This is a genomic window from Flavobacterium pisciphilum (assembly GCF_020905345.1).
GTDB lineage: Bacteria > Bacteroidota > Bacteroidia > Flavobacteriales > Flavobacteriaceae > Flavobacterium > Flavobacterium pisciphilum.
Window position 1 is genome coordinate 745,381 of sequence record NZ_JAJJMO010000001.1, and the last position, 18,573, is coordinate 763,953.

General features: G+C 32.7%; 4 protein-coding genes. All 4 read right to left on the reverse strand.

Features of this window, described 5'->3' with window-relative positions; genetic code table 11:
- Positions 1 to 21: 21 nt before the first annotated feature.
- Positions 22 to 7,986 carry a non-ribosomal peptide synthetase gene (locus tag LNQ49_RS02825; RefSeq protein ID WP_229987265.1) on the reverse strand — a complete coding sequence of 2,655 codons (7,965 nt, stop codon included), beginning with the start codon at positions 7,984 to 7,986 and terminating at the stop codon, positions 22 to 24.
- Positions 7,987 to 8,006: 20 nt separating this feature from the next.
- Complete coding sequence (locus LNQ49_RS02830; protein ID WP_229987266.1) at positions 8,007 to 10,580, reverse strand: non-ribosomal peptide synthetase; 2,574 nt, start codon at positions 10,578 to 10,580, stop codon at positions 8,007 to 8,009.
- 2 nt (positions 10,581 to 10,582) lie between these two features.
- The gene (locus LNQ49_RS02835) at positions 10,583 to 11,941 is read right to left on the reverse strand and encodes an aminotransferase family protein (protein ID WP_229987267.1); all 1,359 of its coding nucleotides are present in this window, start codon (positions 11,939 to 11,941) and stop codon (positions 10,583 to 10,585) included.
- Positions 11,942 to 12,012: 71 nt separating this feature from the next.
- Positions 12,013 to 18,555, reverse strand: a complete 6,543-nt coding sequence (locus LNQ49_RS02840; protein WP_229987268.1) for a non-ribosomal peptide synthetase — start codon at positions 18,553 to 18,555, stop codon at positions 12,013 to 12,015.
- Between the last annotated feature and the right edge of the window lie 18 nt (positions 18,556 to 18,573).

Below are 18,573 nucleotides of genomic sequence, written 5' to 3' on the forward strand. Positions count from 1 at the left end.
GTTAAAAAAGTAGTCAATAGGTTAGAATTTTATAACACCTTCTGTTTCAAAGTCATTATTTTCAAACAGGCTGTCAAGCTCTTCTATACTAATCTTTTCCTGTAGGTTAAAATCTGAAGGTGTAAAATCAGTAACTTCTTTGTTTACAGAATGATCTATTAGCCTAGTTAAATTTTTAACGAATTGCTGTGCCAGATTTTCTATTGTTTTTTGCTCATATTGCTTATTTGAATAATCAAATGAAAAACCTAAAGTATTATTGACTATTGCCCCTTTTACTACCAATTTGTCACGTATTGGATAATTCTTATTGATATGCGAACCTGTATTTTCATCAGCGCCTAAGAACCAGTTGCTTTTATTGATTACATTGTCCATTTGTCCTAAATAATTAAATACCAGATCCCATGATTTTCCGGCTAACAGCCCATTGATTTCACTATCAGTATTAAGGTATTTTAGAGCCCCATAACCTAAGCCTTTATCAGGAACATTTCGTATTTTTTCTTTTACAGATTTGATCAATTCTCCTTCTGTTTCAAAATCAGTTTGTAACAGTAAAGGGTATTTGTTTGTAAACCAACCTGTTGTATTTGTTATATCGATATCTTCTGAGAACAATTCCCTACCGTGCATTTCTAAACCTACTATCACATCAGGCTCCCCTGTCCATTCACTGATTGTCTTTGTTAAGCCAGCCAGTAAAAGATCATTTATTTCAGTATTATAAGCTTTATTAGCCGACTTGAGCAGTAATGTTGTATGTTCTTCGCTGATATTAACAACATGTACCTGAAGTGTGTCTCTCTTTTGAGATGGAGCATCATAATCTGTACTAAAAGGAATGTATTTTTCTTTTACCTGAGTCCAATATTCTTTTTGATCTGTAGCTTTTTTTGAATTTGCATAAGTATGAAGTAGATTGCCCCAATCTCTGTAAGAAGAGGTTTTTAAACCTAATTCAACATTAACATTTTGTACCAATGCGTTCAGGATTACTTCTAACTCATCCAGAATAATTCGCAATGAAACTCCGTCAACTCCTAAATGGTGAAGACTAATAAACAATCTGTTGTGCTCTTCAAAAACTGGTGTTTTAATAAATATAAACTGTGTTATATGACCACTAACAATTACTTTGTTATTTTGTGCATTTTCACAAATCTCACTTATTTTATTTTTTATTCCTGATTCAACTTCCTCAGTCAGGTCAATACTTTCAAAATACCCGAAATTATCTGTATACGATTGAATATAAATGTCTCCATCCTGTTCAAATTTTAATCGTAACGTATCATGTCTTTCGGTTAAAATTTTTAATGCTTTCTTTAAATGCCCTTCGTTAATCTGTTTATTGATTTTTAAAAATAAATTCATATTAAAATGTGACATATGATCATTTTGTTCTTCAAAAAACCATTTCTGAATTGGTGTTAAAGGCAATGTTCCTTCAATAATTCCCTGTTCAGGAATTATTTTGTTTTTAGATTGATTTTCTAATGCAATTTTAAGTCCTGAAATAGTTTTATAATCAAATAAATCCTGAACTTTAAAATCGTGCCCTTTTCTTTTTGCACGGCTCACAAATTGTATTACAGTAATAGAATCACCTCCCAAAGCAAAGAAATCATCATTGATTCCTATTCTTTCTACATTAAGTAAAGACAACCATATTTCGCATAAATCTTCCTCGAGTTCATTTCGGGGAGCTTCATAATCCTGATTACTTTCATAACCTTTAGGACTTGGAAGCGATTTCCTGTCTATTTTTCCATTGCTTGTTAACGGCATATGGTCCAATTCAATATAAATTCCTGGAACCATATAATCAGGTAAACGGGACTGTAGGAAAGATTTTAATCCTTCTTCGCTGTAACCTGATTCTGGTACCAGATAACATACCAATCTTTTATAGCCGTTGCTGTCTTCATCTGCCAATACAATACTCTGATCTACAAAATCATAAGACAAGACTGTTGAAGCTATTTCATGCGGTTCTACTCTGTATCCTCGTATTTTTACCTGATCGTCTATACGACCCAAAAAGATAATTTCTCCATCAGGACGCATACGGACTTTATCTCCAGTTTTATACAATACTCCTTCTCCAAACGGATTGGTTATAAAATGTTTTGCGGTTAATTCTGGATGATTCACATACCCTTTGGCAACTCCTAAACCTCCTATAAGCAACTCACCTGAAATTCCCAAAGGACATAACTCAAGATCTTCATTAACGATGTAAACAGAAGTCGATGAAAAAGGTTTTCCAACAGGAACCTGCACATAAGAGTTATCTAGTGAAACACGATGAAGCAGTTTCCCGATGGTAGTTTCTGTCGGACCATAATGGTTTATGATTTCAATATGGCTTTGCTGGTCACGCAGGCGATCTAAAATATCTAAAGACAAAACTTCGCCCCCAAATATTATCATAGAAGCAGGTAATAGTAAATGATTCGGGCCTGATATCGCTTTCCAGTGCGAAGGCACTATTTTAATACAATCAATGGATTCTTTTTCGATATGCCCTTTAAGGGATTCCGCGTCCATTAATGTTTGCTTTGAGAAACCGTACAAAGTTCCTCCGCCTAGTAAAGAACCATATACTACTGTTTTTCCTAAATCGGCAGACAATGAAGACATCAGCCCAAAACGACTGAAACGGCTTAAGGATAATGTATGCTCCAGACCCTGATAATAATCAACTACATTAGAATGGCTCACCATAACTCCTTTAGGTTTTCCTGTTGTGCCTGAAGTGTAAATTACATAAGCTGTATCGGATCCTGATATTGATGTAGTGCTTGTAGGATCTAATTCTAAATCCATGAAATCACTATATTGAACATCTATTGAAAATACTGGAACTGTAAATGAAATAACATCAAATAAATCATCTGATAAAATAATTAAGGCTTTGATCGAAGCATCTTCGATGATATAGGCTTTTCTTTCTTCCGGAAGTTCCTTATCGATAAATACATATCCTGCTCCTGATTTTAAAATCCCTAAAAGACAAAGCACTGACCACTCGTTTGTATCCATTAGGATTCCAACAAGATCATTGTTCTTTAGATTGTACGTTTTTCTTAAATAATAACCTAAACGATCTGACTGAACATCTAATTCTTGATAAGTATTTTTTTGTGAGTTAAAAGAATAAGCAATTGCATCTGGTTTTAAAGCAACACTCTTACTGAATAAATCTAAAATCGTTACACCCGATTCTTCAAAAGAGTTTGACGGATAAATATCTAGTAAAGCAGTACGTTCCTCTTCAGATTGATATTCTAATTTATTAATTGCTATTTCCTTATCTTCTACAAGATTATTTAACAAATTAGTAAAATGATTTCTCATTTGTTCCATCTTCCCTTTTGTGAAAAGATCTGTACAGTAATTTATATTAACAGACAAACCATTTGTTTCTTCATGTATAAAGAAAGAGATATCAAATTTTGCAATATTATCTTCAGATGAAAATGGCTCACCTGTTATTTTGATATCATCAAACAATTCTATTTCTGGTGCAGGATTATTGTTAAAAACAAGAGAGTGCTGAAATAATGATGTTCTGCTGCTGTCTCTTCCTGTTTCGAGTTTATCTACCACTTTTTCAAAAGGAACAGCTACATGCTCATAAGCTTCCAGAACTGTAGATTTTACTAATTTTAATAATTCGGTAAAAGAAGTCGTTTTGTCAAATTGGGTACGAAGTGTCAATGTGTTTACAAAGAAACCTATCAATGGTTCTAAATCTTTGTTTTCTCTGTTCGAAACTGTTGTTCCTATACAAATATCGGTTTGACCTGTATAATGATAAAAAAGTACTTTATAAACTGAAATTAAAAGCATATAAAGTGTCGTTTTCTCACTTTGTGCAATTTCCTTAAGTTTGTTGGTCAGGTTTTCATCTATAAAGAAACGTACATAAGATCCTTTTGTACTTTGCACAGCAGGTCTGTCAAAATCAGTTGGCAGATCCAGTACTTCTAATCCTTTTAGTTTATTTTCCCAGTATTTTATTTTATCTGCTACTTTTTCTTCTTCAAAATTATTTCTTTGCCATATCGAATAATCTGCATACTGAATTTTTAATTCAGGCAAAATAGGTTCTACATTTTGAATTTTTGATTTATATATTTCTACAAATTCATTGATTAACAAAGACATAGACCATCCATCTGATGCAATATGATGTCTTACGTTTAAGAGCAAAAACTCTGTCTCAGATAATTTAATCAAACTTGCACGAAGCATAAAATCTGTCGTTAAATCAAATGGAGAAGATATTTTTTCCTCGATATATTTTTCTACTTCAACAGGCTGATCTGCATTTTCAAATGCCGTAACATAATCCAATTTCCAACCCGAAGCATCATTGATTTTTTGATAAGGAATTCCATCCTCATTAAAAAAAACAGTTCTTAAAGATTCATGTCTGTCAATGATTTTTGAATAAACATATTCAATCGTTTTGGGATCAATTTTTCCTTTTATTCTAAATAATGCTGGCTGATGGTAAGGTAAACTTCCTTTCCAGTTATCAATAAACCACAAGCGTTCCTGAGCAAATGACAAAGGAATTTTTTCTGGTCTTACCTGCGGATGAATTGTAAGATCTTTTTCTTCCAGAGATTGATTTAGAATAAAATGAGAAAGTTTGCTTACAGTTGGGCTTTCAAACAAATCTGTAATTGAGATTTCAACATTTTGTTTGTTTTTTATTTCCGAAATTAATTGGATTGCCAAAATAGAATGTCCTCCCAAAGCAAAGAAATCATCATTGATTCCTACTCTTTCTATATTAAATAAAGATGACCATATTTCGCATAAATCTTCCTCGAGTTCATTTCGGGGAGCTTCATAATCTTGATTACTTTCATAACCTTTAGGACTTGGAAGCGATTTCCTGTCTATTTTTCCATTGCTTGTTAACGGCATATGGTCCAATTCAATATAAATTCCTGGAACCATATAATCAGGTAATCGGGACTGCAGAAAAGATTTTAATCCTTCTTCGCTATAACCTGATTCTGGTACCAGATAACATACCAATCTTTTATAGCCGTTGCTGTCTTCATCTGCCAATACAATACTCTGATCTACAAAATCATAAGACAAGACTGTTGAAGCTATTTCATGCGGTTCTACTCTGTATCCTCGTATTTTTACCTGATCGTCTATACGACCCAAAAAGATAATTTCTCCATCGGGACGCATACGGACTTTATCTCCAGTTTTATACAATACTCCTTCTCCAAACGGATTGGTTATAAAATGTTTTGCAGTTAATTCTGGATGATTCACATACCCTTTGGCAACTCCTAAACCTCCTATAAGCAACTCACCTGAAATTCCCAAAGGACATAACTCAAGATCTTCATTAACGATGTAAACGGAAGTCGATGAAAAAGGTTTTCCAACAGGAACCTGCACATAAGAGTTATCTAGTGAAACACAATGAAGCAGTTTCCCGATGGTAGTTTCTGTCGGACCATAATGGTTTATGATTTCAATATGACTTTGCTGGTCACGCAGGCGATCTAAAATATCTAAAGACAAAACTTCGCCTCCAAATATTATCATAGAAGTAGGTAATAGTAAATGATTCGGGCCTGATATCGCTTTCCAGTGCGAAGGCACTATTTTAATACAATCAATGGATTCTTTTTCGATATGCCCTTTAAGGGATTCCGCGTCCATTAATGTTTGCTTTGAGAAACCGTACAAAGTTCCTCCGCCTAGTAAAGAACCATATACTACTGTTTTTCCTAAATCGGCAGACAATGAAGACATCAGTCCAAAACGACTGAAACGGCTTAAGGATAATGTATGCTCCAGACCCTGATAATAATCAACTACATTAGAATGGCTCACCATAACTCCTTTAGGTTTTCCTGTTGTGCCTGAAGTGTAAATTACATAAGCTGTATCGGATCCTGATATTGATGTAGTGCTTGTAGGATCTAATTCTAAATCCATGAAATCACTATATTGAACATCTATTGAAAATACTGGAACTGTAAATGAAATAACATCAAATAAATCATCTGATAAAATAATTAAGGCTTTGATCGAAGCATCTTCGATGATATAGGCTTTTCTTTCTTCCGGAAGTTCCTTATCGATAAATACATATCCTGCTCCTGATTTTAAAATCCCTAAAAGACAAAGCACTGACCACTCGTTTGTATCCATTAGGATTCCAACAAGATCATTGTTCTTTAAATTGTACGTTTTTCTTAAATAATAACCTAAACGATCTGACTGAACATCTAATTCCTGATAAGTATTTTTTTGTGAGTTAAAAGAATAAGCAATTGCATCTGGTTTTAAAGCAACACTCTTACTGAATAAATCTAAAATCGTTACTCCCGATTCTTCAAAAGAGTTTGACGGATAAATATCTAGTAAAGCAGTACGTTCTATTTTTGATAAATAATCGATAGCTTTTAGTGTTTGGCTCGGTTCATCCAGAATTTGTGCAGCCAATTGTTTGAAGTGAGCTATTAACTTTTCTATCATTCCTCTTTCATACACATCTGTATTGAAGGTAATATCAAAAAACAAATGATTACCTACTTTACTAAAAATAATAGCCAAATCTACTTTTGATACTATTTTACCCAAATCGAATATTCTGTCTATTTTATTAGGATCTACAACAAAATCTTCTGCATTAGCCTGTGTTTCTGGCAAGCCGATAATTACATCAAATATTGCACTTCTGGAAGGATTTCTAAGTAAGTTTAGATCTTCAGTTAATAAATCAAACGGGTATTGTTGAAAATTGAAGCTTTCTAATGTATTACCTTTAATCTGATTAAACAGCTCATCAAAACTAGCCGAAGGATCCAGTATATCTCTTAAAGGCAATGTGTTGATAAAAAAACCTACCTGATCGTCTAAATCAAGATGATTTCTACCCGCTATCGGGGCACCAATAACAATATCGTTTTGTCCGGTATATTTATAGAATAATGTTTTCCATAATGCCACAAGGCCTATATAAAGACTTCCAGCATTGGCTTTACAATAAGATTCCAGTTTCATAGTCGTTTCTGCAGAAACATATGCACCCAACTTATAGCCATTATACGTTTTTGTTTTAGGTCTAATTTTTTCGCTTGGTAAATCTAGCAACGGAAGATCTCCTACAAATTTATTCTTCCAAAATTCCTTGTGCTTTTCAAAAGCTCCGTTTCGAATTTGTCCTTGCTGCCAAGCGGCATACTCTTTATAATGGATTCTTAGCTCAGGTAAACTATGAGCTGTTTCTTTTTGATAAGATTCATACAAGGCAAAAGTATCTCTAAACAAGATTTCCATAGACCAAGCATCTCCAATGATGTGATGTATGTTGAAATACAAGATAAATTTCTCATCAGATAATTTATAGATTGAGACTCTAAACAAAGGTCCTTTTTGCAGGTCAAAAGGCTTATACTCATCACTTTCAATATACGACTTAGCCAAAGCAGCACCATTTTGATCCTGACTTAAATCTAAATAGTCAACACTGAAATTAATATCTTTTAGAGGTAAAACCCATTGTCTTATTTCTCCTTTTTCATCCTTTTTAAATATAGTTCTTAATATCTCATGCCTTTCTATCAATGCATTAATAGCTTTTTTGAAATTATCAATATTGTAATTTCCATTGAGTTCAAAGTTGGAGGGAATATTATATGCAACTGCTCCTTTTTCAAAATGATTAAGTATCCATAAACGGCGCTGAGAAGATGATAATTCGTAATTTTCATAATCTTCAAGTTTTGGAATATTTAGTTTTAAGTCATTACTAAAAGCATTTTTTTCTTGGGATAATAAATAATCCTCTAATGAAGACTTGTTGTTTCTAATCTCTTCCAGTAATTCTGGACTTATAGAACCTGCATCTTTTTTATACACCTTGAGTTTTCCATTCTCAAGCTTTAGTAGTAATTTATTCTCTATTATTTTTTTTATAATACTCTCCATACAATTCAATTATGTTTTTTTTAGATATCTAACTCAAATAAATTTTCTTCATTGATTGATTCCTGCTCAGTCAGAAACAATATTTCTAATGCTAAACTACTTATGGTAGGTTTGTTAAAGAAAGATTTAAAGTCCATTTTTATACCAAATTCATTACTGATTCTATTAAAAACCTTCATTACTAGAAGGCTATTACCTCCCAGCGCAAAAAAATCATCATGAATTCCTATTTTTTCTTTACTTAAAATCTCTTTCCAGATTTCGATTAGTTTTTCTTCTACTTCGTTACTAGGAGCAACATATTCATTTCTTATTAGATCACTTTCCTGAACAATTGGCAGTGCATGTTTGTCTATTTTACCATTTCTTGTTAATGGAAAACTCTTCATCTGAATATAAGCTGATGGAAGCATATACTCTGGTAATGACTTCAATAATTCATTCTCTATAATCGAAGAGTCTATTTCATGATCAGACACATAATACAATACAATAATTTGTTTATCAGTATGTGCTATCGCTTTTGCATTTTTTATTTGTTCAAGATCTGTTGCAATATTTTCTATGGCATCTAATTCTATCCTGTACCCTAAAATTTTTACCTGATTGTCATTTCTTCCCAAAAATTCCATTGTTCCATCAGGCATGAACCTACCTAAATCGCCAGTTTTATAAATTCTTTTGGCTGCAGTTATGCCTTCTATCGGCCCCTTTAAAAATGCTTCTTCAGTTCTTTTAGCATCATTAAAATAACCACGCCCTACACAAGGTCCTGCCAGTAAAATTTCGCCTTTAACTCCTATAGGCAACCTTTGTTTATTTTGACCAACAATATGAACCTCGCAATTTTGAATAGGATCTTTCAATACAGGAACAGAAAATTTATCTGGAACATCTTTCATAAAATAATGAGAGATATCATCTGAAACTTCTGTTGCTCCATATGTATTTATTATGGGTACTTCCGGATACAAATCAAGCCACCTTTTGACCATTGCTTTGGTAAGTGTTTCTGCGTTGAGTATTATAGTATCTAAAGACAGCTTTTTTTCATTATTACTACTCTCCATGTCATTGAGCATTTCCAATAAATAAGATGGCACAAGTTCCAGCAATGTAACTTCGTCCTCTATAAGCTTTGATACAAATAGGTTTACATCAATAATTACTTCTTCGTTGTAAATAACGCTTGTTGCACCTGCAACAAGAGGGGCAAAAAACTGCCAAACTGATATATCAAAAGTGTGTGGTGCATTTTGAGCTACAATACTATTGCTATGTATAGACATTTCTGCAATTTTGGCTCCTATATGATTTAGCATACCAAAATGCTCAATCATTGCTCCTTTAGGCTTACCGGTTGAACCGCTGGTATAAATTACATAAGCTAAATCTTCAAAACCTATATTTATTGAAAGATTGGCATCAGATAGTTGACTTACTTCTGAATTTATGGTATTGAGATCTATTACTGCTATTGTAATCTCCAATCTCGATAACTGATCTAACACTGCCAGATCATCTGTTATAATAGCTTTTAGATTGGAATTCTGAATAATATGCAATAATGCTTCATCTGAAAGGTTTGTTGCAACCGGTACATAAGCACTTCCTGCTTTCCAGACTGACAAAATCCCTTTTACCATGTTTATTGATCTGAACGACATAATGCCGAATAAATCGTCTGTATTAGCTTCGAAAACGTCCTGAAGATATCTTGATAACTGATTGGTTTGTTTCGATAACTGCTGATAGGTTATTGATTCAGAATCATGAATTATAGCAACTTTTTCTTTTTGTACCTCACATTGTTCGTTGATCAAATCAACAATACTTTTGTCTAAAGAAAAATAAGATCTTGATTGGTTAATTTTTTCTAAAGTATTCTTTTCTAAAGCTCCTCTAAACTCTAAATTTTGCAAAGGACTATAGGTATTATCCAGAATCTCATGAAATAATGTATTAAAGTTTTCACCAAATAACTTTAAGAGGTTTAAATCATAAATTTCTCCTTTTATGCTAATTTCCAGATAGGGTGATTCTTCTTCAAATTCAAAATCAAAAAGTGTTTTAACAATAGTATTCAGCTCGTTATTTTTACCATTTAGGATTAGCCCAAAAGGTTCATTCTTTAAAAGACTTTCAAAACTCAAAAAGGAATCTTTAAACATATCCAAATCAAAAGCATACTCAATCGCTTTTAAAAGTGCTTCTTTGTGAGCACTAAAAATAATTTTAAAGGTCTGTTCCAGATTTGTGTCGGGCTGCAGTACAAAAAGGCTTTTACTGTCTTTTAAATTCTCAAATTGGTTTACTGGAGATAAAAAACAAAAACTTTCCTCATATCTTGACAATAATGCACTTAATGCAGTATAATAAAAATTATAACGTAAGACATCTGAGCCGTTACAAAGTGTATCTGCTTTTTTGATGTCTTCTTTATCTAAAGCTATTTTTAGTTTTGTTATAGAATTTTCATTTTTCAGATGTGTTCCTCCAAAAAATAAAGCTGAGTTTGGCTGTATATTTTCAGATATGAAGTTTTGCCAAAATTCTTCTGTTCTTGCCTTTTTAAGAATGATTTCTTTTTCCATGATTATACGGTCTCTCTTTTAAGTTCTACTGAAACCGCCTCTAAAGACAGTCTGATGGCTGTTACAATTTCGTCCAGCTGTTCTTCATTTACGATAAGCGGAGGGGTAAGTAAAATATGATCCCCTGAAACTCCATCTACAGAACCTTTTCCGGGATAAAGAACTACGCCGTTTTCGATAGATTTTTCTCCAATTCTTTTAGAAATATTCAGAGCAGGAGAAAACGGCTGTTTGGTAATTTTATCCTGAACAAGTTCTATCCCACATTGCAACCCAACGCCACGTACATCTCCTACAATATCAAATTCGTATAAAGACTCTAATTTTTTAAGAAAAAGCGCTCCCATGTTTTTTGAGTTTTCCAATAAGCGTTCTCTTTCCAGTATATCCAGTGCTATATTCCCAGCTGCAGCGCCAACAGGATTACAGGCAAAAGTATGGCCTCCTAAAAATGCTGTTTTTGTTTCTACAAAAGGAGTGGTAACTTTTTCTGAAGCAAGTACGGCAGACAAAGGGAAATATCCTCCGCTGATTCCTTTTCCTGCTGCTATAATATCCGGAACAATACCATAATTGTTTATTCCGAAATTCTCTCCTGTTCTTCCAAATCCTGATAAGATTTCGTCTGAGATGAATAAAATTCCATATTTATGACAAATATTGGCTACTCCAATAAAATAATCTTTTGGCGGAGGAACTGCTCCCATTGCTGCTGCGATTACAGGTTCTGCAATAAATGCAGCAATCGTTTCGGGTCCTGCCTCAACAATTGTAGTTTCAAGCTCTAAAAGAAGACTGTCAACATATTCTTTCTCATTAAGTTCACTTGGTCTCCTGTAATTATATGCTGGAGATACATGTGGAAAATTATTCAGCCATTTGCTGTATAATTCCCTTCTTGCTTTCATACCACCTATATCCAGCATAAAAACTGAATTACCGTGGTATGTATTCCATCTTGAAATAATTTTATATCGTTTAAAATCTCCTTTTAATTGGTGATACTGCAAAGCAAGTTTTACAGCATTTTCGACAGCTTCTGTACCGCTCATTACTGTCCAGGCTTTATTGTATCCTTTTGGTGCAAAATCTACAAGTCTTTGTAGATAGTTTTCTACGATTTCAGAATTAAAAGCATGAGTTGGTAATACCGAGATTTTAGAAATCTGTTCACTAATAGCTTCTACTACTTCTGATCGGCCATGACCAATATTAGAAACTGATGACGAACCTGATGACCCATCTAAATATCTTTTCCCATTTACATCAAAAAGATAAATTCCTTTTCCATATTGAATTTTTGGGTAATTTTTGTTCATATCAGGGCAAACTGCCATAGATTGAATTAATGGTTGAATCATAATTACTGTTTTTTGGTTTGGTTTATAATATGTTGCCTTTTACTACTTCGAAATGGTGAAAACAATTCTTTTTAAAAGTTCTCCTGATATACATCAGAAGTATTTTGCTCAACGCTTGCCTGATGATCAGCATCGAGACTAAGATCCCGAAGTTTTGTTAAAGCAAAAGAATCAAGATAATCGGTCAATTGCTGCGCTAAAGCCAAGAGCCTTTCTGTAAAAAGTACAATGTGAACTGTATCAAACAATACACTATTGTAAAACAAATGACCTTTTATCTCTTGATTATGTTCATAAAACTTCAATACAAAATCTTCCGTATTGTGATGGTCTTCTTCTAAAATATTTTTTGTCTGATGATATTGAACTAAAATGTTATACAATCCTGAATCAGATGAATTTTGTTGGTTTACTATTTGTTCAATCTTCCTTGCGGCAAGGGCATTCTTTTTTCCCTTAAGGTTATTCTCTTTTATATTCTGGTAAAAATCTTTTAAAGAAGAATCACTTTCTACAGCTATAACCAAAGGCAAAATTTCTTCTGGAATTTCTCTTTCAGGAAAAAAAGACGTTCCTATTATTATCCTTTGTTCACCAGTGTATTTATTAATTATCAGGTTTACCAGAAATAATAAAGTGGTATACAAGTCACCATTATTAACTGTTGCTATTTTCTCTAAACCAGCTTTCAGTTTTGTATCGATTACAAAAGGAAGACTGCCTATTGTGAATCCTGCAGTTTTTTGTTTAGACTTTTCAAATGGAAATTTTACTTTCGGTATTTCATCTTTAAACAATTCTTTCCAGTAAACTTCATGCAATAATTTTTGATGCTCACCTTCGGTTAAATATTCTGTCTCACCTAAAGTTAAATCTTCAATTAAAGCAAACTGCGATGCTACTTTTAAAAAGTGATTTGAAATATTTTTAATTTCCTTATTATCAAATAATTCTGAATTGTATTTGAAAGCGATTTTTAAAGAAGAAGCTAAAGGCGTTACAATTACATTAAAATCATAATTTGTCTGCTCAAAAGCACTTATATCTTCAACAATTATATCAGAATTAAAATTACTTTCTGTACTTATATTTTCGGCTTCACTTACAATGTAGTTTTCGAATACGAGTATACTCTGAATCAATTCTGTTCCTAAAACACTTTGAGCCTGAACTTCAGCTAAGCTGCTATAATGGTGTGTACTGCTTTCTAAAGCTTCTGTATGTAGTCTTTTTAAGAATGATTTCGGAGAATCTTCCTTTGCATATCGGATTCTTACTGGTATGGTATTGGTAAACAATCCAATCATATTTTCGACTCCAGGCAATTCACCCGGACGTCCTGAAACTACTGCTCCAAAAACGATATCTGTAGTGTCATTGTATTTCGAAAGCAAATACCCCCAGATACCCTGCATTACTATATTTTGAGTGACTCCTAATTCCTGAGACATCTTTTTTATGTCCTGATATAAGCTTCCTTCAATGTGCACTATCTCATGTCCTTTTTCTGCTTCTAAAATCTTTTTATTTTCCTTAAATGGTAAAATTGTTGCAGAATTTGATCCTTTAAGATAATTTTTCCAATACGTTAATGACGCTTCTTTATCTACTTTAAAAAGCCATTTAATATAGTCTGAATATTTTGCAGGAACAGGAAGATCTATTTCCTGATTTGTTGTTATAGCATTTAAAATTGCATTAAATTCATTAATCAAAATACTAACACACCAGCCATCCATTAAAATATGGTGATGGCTCCAGATAAAAGCATATTTATTTTCTTCGGTTTCAACAACCGTTAATCGCATTAAAGATGGTTCTTCAAAATCAAATCCTTTTAATCTGTCCTGTTCTTTTATATTTTCTAAATAAACTTCTGAAACAAGATCGGTCTTATTTCTTTTTTCAAATGAAAAGTGTCCTTCTACTTTTTTGTAAACAATCTGTAAAGGTGTATCTCCTAATGTATTTGTAAATGAAGTTCTCAAGATCGAATATCTAGATACTAATTCATTATATGCTTTTTTAATTGCATCTAAAGACAGATTGTTTGTTTGAATAAGATATGTAGTCTGCTCAAAATACATGGGACTTGAATGATCAACAAGCCAATGAAAATACAATCCCTGCTGCAAAGGAGATAATTCGTAAATATCTTCTATGTTGTTGGTTTTATTCCATTTTGATAATGCGTTAAATGAGAGATTTTTATATGTCAGATCCGATGGAGTTAAATAATTTTCTTTTATTTCTGAGACTGTTTCAATTAAATTCTGTAGGTGATTTTCATAAGATAAAACCAGTTTGTTAATTGTTTCTTCATGAAACTGTTTACCTGAATAACCAAAAGATAGTTTTAACTGACCTGAAACCATCATTCCTACTATATCCAGCAGAACTTCGCTTTTATTATTTTCATTACTTACGGATGACCCTGCATTTTCTGATGAAAATTCGAATAATCCTTCTTTCTGACTAGCACTAATACTGTTATCAAAATCACCCAAATAATTAAATTGGATATTTGGTAATACTGGATTTGTAAATGCTTTTTCCAGATAATTCAAGATACCATACCCTATTCCTTTGTTTGGTATTTTACGCAAAGCATCTTTAACTGAAATCAATTCTTGACCGACTGATTTTGAAATATCTAAAACAAACGGGTAAATACTGGTAAACCATCCTACTGTTCTTCCGACATCTACACCTTCATGTATTTCTTCCCTGCCGTGCCCTTCCATTTTTAAAACACTTTTCTCAATTCCAAAAACATCTTTCATTGCAAGTCCTAAGCCAGTTAACAGGATATCGTTGATTTCTGTATTGTAAACGCTGTTTACCTGAGTCTGTAGTTTTTTTGTTAACGTTGAACTAAGTATAAATGAAGCCGAAGTATCTTTTTTTGAAAACCGATCAATACTATTATTATCTGTTGGTAATTCAGGTACTATTTCTTTGTTTATTGCTTCCCAGTATGCTCTTTGAGATTGTATTTCATGACTTTGAGCATAGGTTTGTAAAAGTGCCGACCAGCGCTGAAACGAATCTGTTTTAAGCGGTAATTCCTGGCGATTATCGGATTGTAGAGATAGGTATAAGTGAGATAAATCTTCTAATACTATACGCCAAGAAACACCATCAATTACCAAATGATGAGCTATAAGTGCCAAACGATCACCATCTGACATACGAAAATGACCTATATGAAACAGTATGCCTGAACTTATATCAAAACCGCCCTGCAGCTCTTCGCCTTTGCGCTGCAAAAGCTCTTGTTGGTTGAGCTCGTTTTGCAAATCATAAAAACTAATCTTAAAATGCTTACCCGAAGTATCCTGATTGTACTGAACCCAAGAGTTATTTTCGTAATAATAAGCCATTCTCAATGCATCATGATGAGAGACTAATGCTGAAATAGATTGTTCCAGAATAGAAGGATCTATCCTTTTACTGCTTTTTAGTAATACTGACTGATTGTAATGATTTTTATTGCTGATATACTCACTTTCAAAAAATTCATGTTGTACAGGTGTTAGTGCAACCTGTCCTTTTATCTCAAGCTGATCTGTAATAGTTGTAACTGACGCTACCAAACCGGCTAAGTTTTCAATAATTGGGTTTCTTAAAATCTGTTCTACCTTTAAGGCATAACCACGTTGCTTTAATCTGGAAACGACCTGAATAGATTTTATAGAATCACCTCCTAAATTAAAAAAGTTGTCTTTTATCCCAATTTGATCGTGTTTTAACACTTCTGACCAGACTTCTACAAGAAGTTTTTCTTCTTTTGATCTTGGAGCTACATATTCAGTCTTGATTAAATCTTTTCCTTCAATATCTGCCAGTGCTTTTTTATCTACTTTTCCATTAGATGTCAATGGTATAACATCCAACTGTACATAATATACAGGAACCATATATTCTGGCAAAACCTGACTTAGGTTATTCTGCAAGATTTTTTTATCTATAATGCTTTCAGCAACATAATAAGCAACGAGATATTTTGCCTCATCTCTTTCTCTTACTATTACTACAGACTGACTAATTGATTCCTGTCTAGCTATTAGCTGCTCGATTTCGCCAAGCTCTATACGATATCCTTTAATTTTTACCTGATCGTCTATTCTTCCAAAATATTCTATAGTACCATCTGGCAGCCAGCAAGCCAAATCACCCGATTTATATACTTTTTCGTCTTCTAAAAACGGACTGTTTATAATTTTTTCTTTTGTTAAATCATTTCTGTTCAAATACCCATTGGTTAAACCTTTTCCTGCAATATAAATTTCTCCTTTTACACCTATAGGACAAAGCAATTGAGATTTGTCAACAATATAAATAGTTGTATTAGCAATTGGTTTTCCTATTAAGATAGTGCCATCTGTTAAATTTATTTCTTTTACAATGCAGCCTACAGTAGTTTCTGTTGGTCCATATTCATTGTAAATTCGGATATCATTATGAATAGTTTTAAGAATTTCAATATGATGCTTTAACAACTGCTCACCTCCACAAATAACATTTCTGATAGTTGTATTTTTTATCTCTAATTCCTTTAAAAGCGCAATATGAGAAGGAGTCAGCTTTAAAGTATCAATTTCCGCATTATGGAAAGCTTCGTATAATAATGTACTGATATTGGCTTCAAAATCTCCTAACCATAATTTTTTTCCTCTAGATAAACTTGTAAATATCGCCGTTACAGATAAATCAAAAGAAATAGAAGTAATAAGTCCCCAGTTTCCATGATCCGGATTTTCAAAATAATAGCTGTTTGACCATTGAATATAATTCAATAAACTTGAATGGGTTATGGTACATCCTTTTGGATTTCCTGTTGATCCTGATGTATAAATACAATAAACCAAATCTTGCGAATCAATACTAACCTGATAATTTTTTCTTTGAATACTAAAAATCTCTGCACTATTAGGGTCAACTAAATTAGTCTTCGTAAAACCTGACGCAATGCTATTTTCAAGATCACAGATTAAAACCTTACAATGAGATTCCTCAATTATATATTCAATTCTTTCTTTAGGATATTTACTGTCAATAGGAATATAATAAGCTCCTGCTTTTATAATTCCTAAAATGCTAATAATAAACCATGACGTACCATCTCCTACCACGCAAACGGCATCTCCTTTTTTTATTCCATGTTCTTCAATCAGATAGTTTTTAAATTGATCTGATTTTGTTTCTAATTCATGATAACTGATTTTAAAATCAGCTGTAAATAATGCTGTTTGTTCCGGAAAAGCTTTACACTGTTCCTCAATTAATTCTATAATTGAGTTATAATTCGTAAAATCTTTTTTGGTATCATTAGAGTCTGCAAGGATATTTTTCTCCAGTTCGCTTAATTCAAATGTTTTTGTATGAAGTAAATCGCTGTAATTTTTGGAAATTTGATCTGAAATTACATCAATGGCCAATTCGTTTAAACAATTCCCATTATAATATAATTCAACAAAAACCTCATTTCCTGTATCTGTACAGCTTATTTTTAGATCAAACTTATCTTGTACCGAAAACGAATCAACAATTTCAAAAGTTTTTAGATATTCCTTACTAATATCATTCAAATCTGTAAACTCAAAACTATAATTCAAGTATCTATCCTCTGCAGATTGTACTGTTTCTTTTCTGTTTAATGTGAAAAAATCTGCCCACTCTGCCGAAAGTTCTATTTGGGATTCAATTTCTTTTACTGCTTGTGCAATGATAACTTCGTTTTGTTTTTCTATAACAAGTGGAATCGTTTTAGATACGAGCCCTAAAGTACCTTCAAGTTCATCGTATTCTCTTTTAAAATCAGACAGACCAATGCTTATTTCATTTTCTGAAAATGATTGTAGATAGTGAACAAAATTTAATAACAGAACTGTTTTGATTGTGCAGTTATGAAGGCTGCAAAACTCTTTCACCTTTAAGTAACTCTCGCCTGTAATTTGGGTTAAATGTTTCTTTTTAGGATTGAATAATGTCGTTTTACTAGAAAAAGGAATTAAAGATTCTCCTGTTTGATAATTATAGTTTTTCCAGAAAACGATAGCTTCACGCTCTGGTTTGCTAATCATTTCGTTTTGCCATGCACTATAATTAACATAATCAATTTTTTCATTCTCTTCAGTTACGGAATCATTACTTTTTTCGATAATTCTTCCTATCTCATTACATAAATAAAAACAGCTGTAGGCATCTCCAAAAAACGAATAAAGCCTTATGCCTAAATACTTTAAATTCCCTGATTGCTTTGCAAAACAAAAACGGATAGGGTTATCTTTTACAGGATCGTAAACAGCATTTAAAGCATTTGAAACCTCATCTAAATTATGATGCAGTTCTATTTCACTCCAATCAATTTCGTTACTGTCTGATTCGATCTGAAAAGGATAATAAAAATTAGTATCCTTTACCAAACGGTAGCTTAAAATAGTATTATTAGAAATCACTGTGCGTATTGCTTTTTGCAAAGAGCTTACAGACAAATCTATTTTAACTTCTAGTATCAATTGATTGTAATAACGTCCTGTATTATCCTTAGCGACGCTCCACAAGTTTTTTTGATTTTCAGATAATTCGTAACCTTCTATAGGGTTAATCATACTACTGCTGTTTTACTT

Bases quoted from the DNA above. Each gene is read 5' to 3' on its own strand.
- LNQ49_RS02835 (WP_229987267.1), bottom strand. From the start codon at position 11,941: ATGATTCAACCATTAATTCAATCTATGGCAGTTTGCCCTGATATGAAC.
- LNQ49_RS02830 (WP_229987266.1), bottom strand. From the start codon at position 10,580: ATGGAAAAAGAAATCATTCTTAAAAAGGCAAGAACAGAAGAATTTTGG.
- LNQ49_RS02825 (WP_229987265.1), bottom strand. From the start codon at position 7,986: ATGGAGAGTATTATAAAAAAAATAATAGAGAATAAATTACTACTAAAG.
- LNQ49_RS02840 (WP_229987268.1), bottom strand. From the start codon at position 18,555: ATGATTAACCCTATAGAAGGTTACGAATTATCTGAAAATCAAAAAAAC.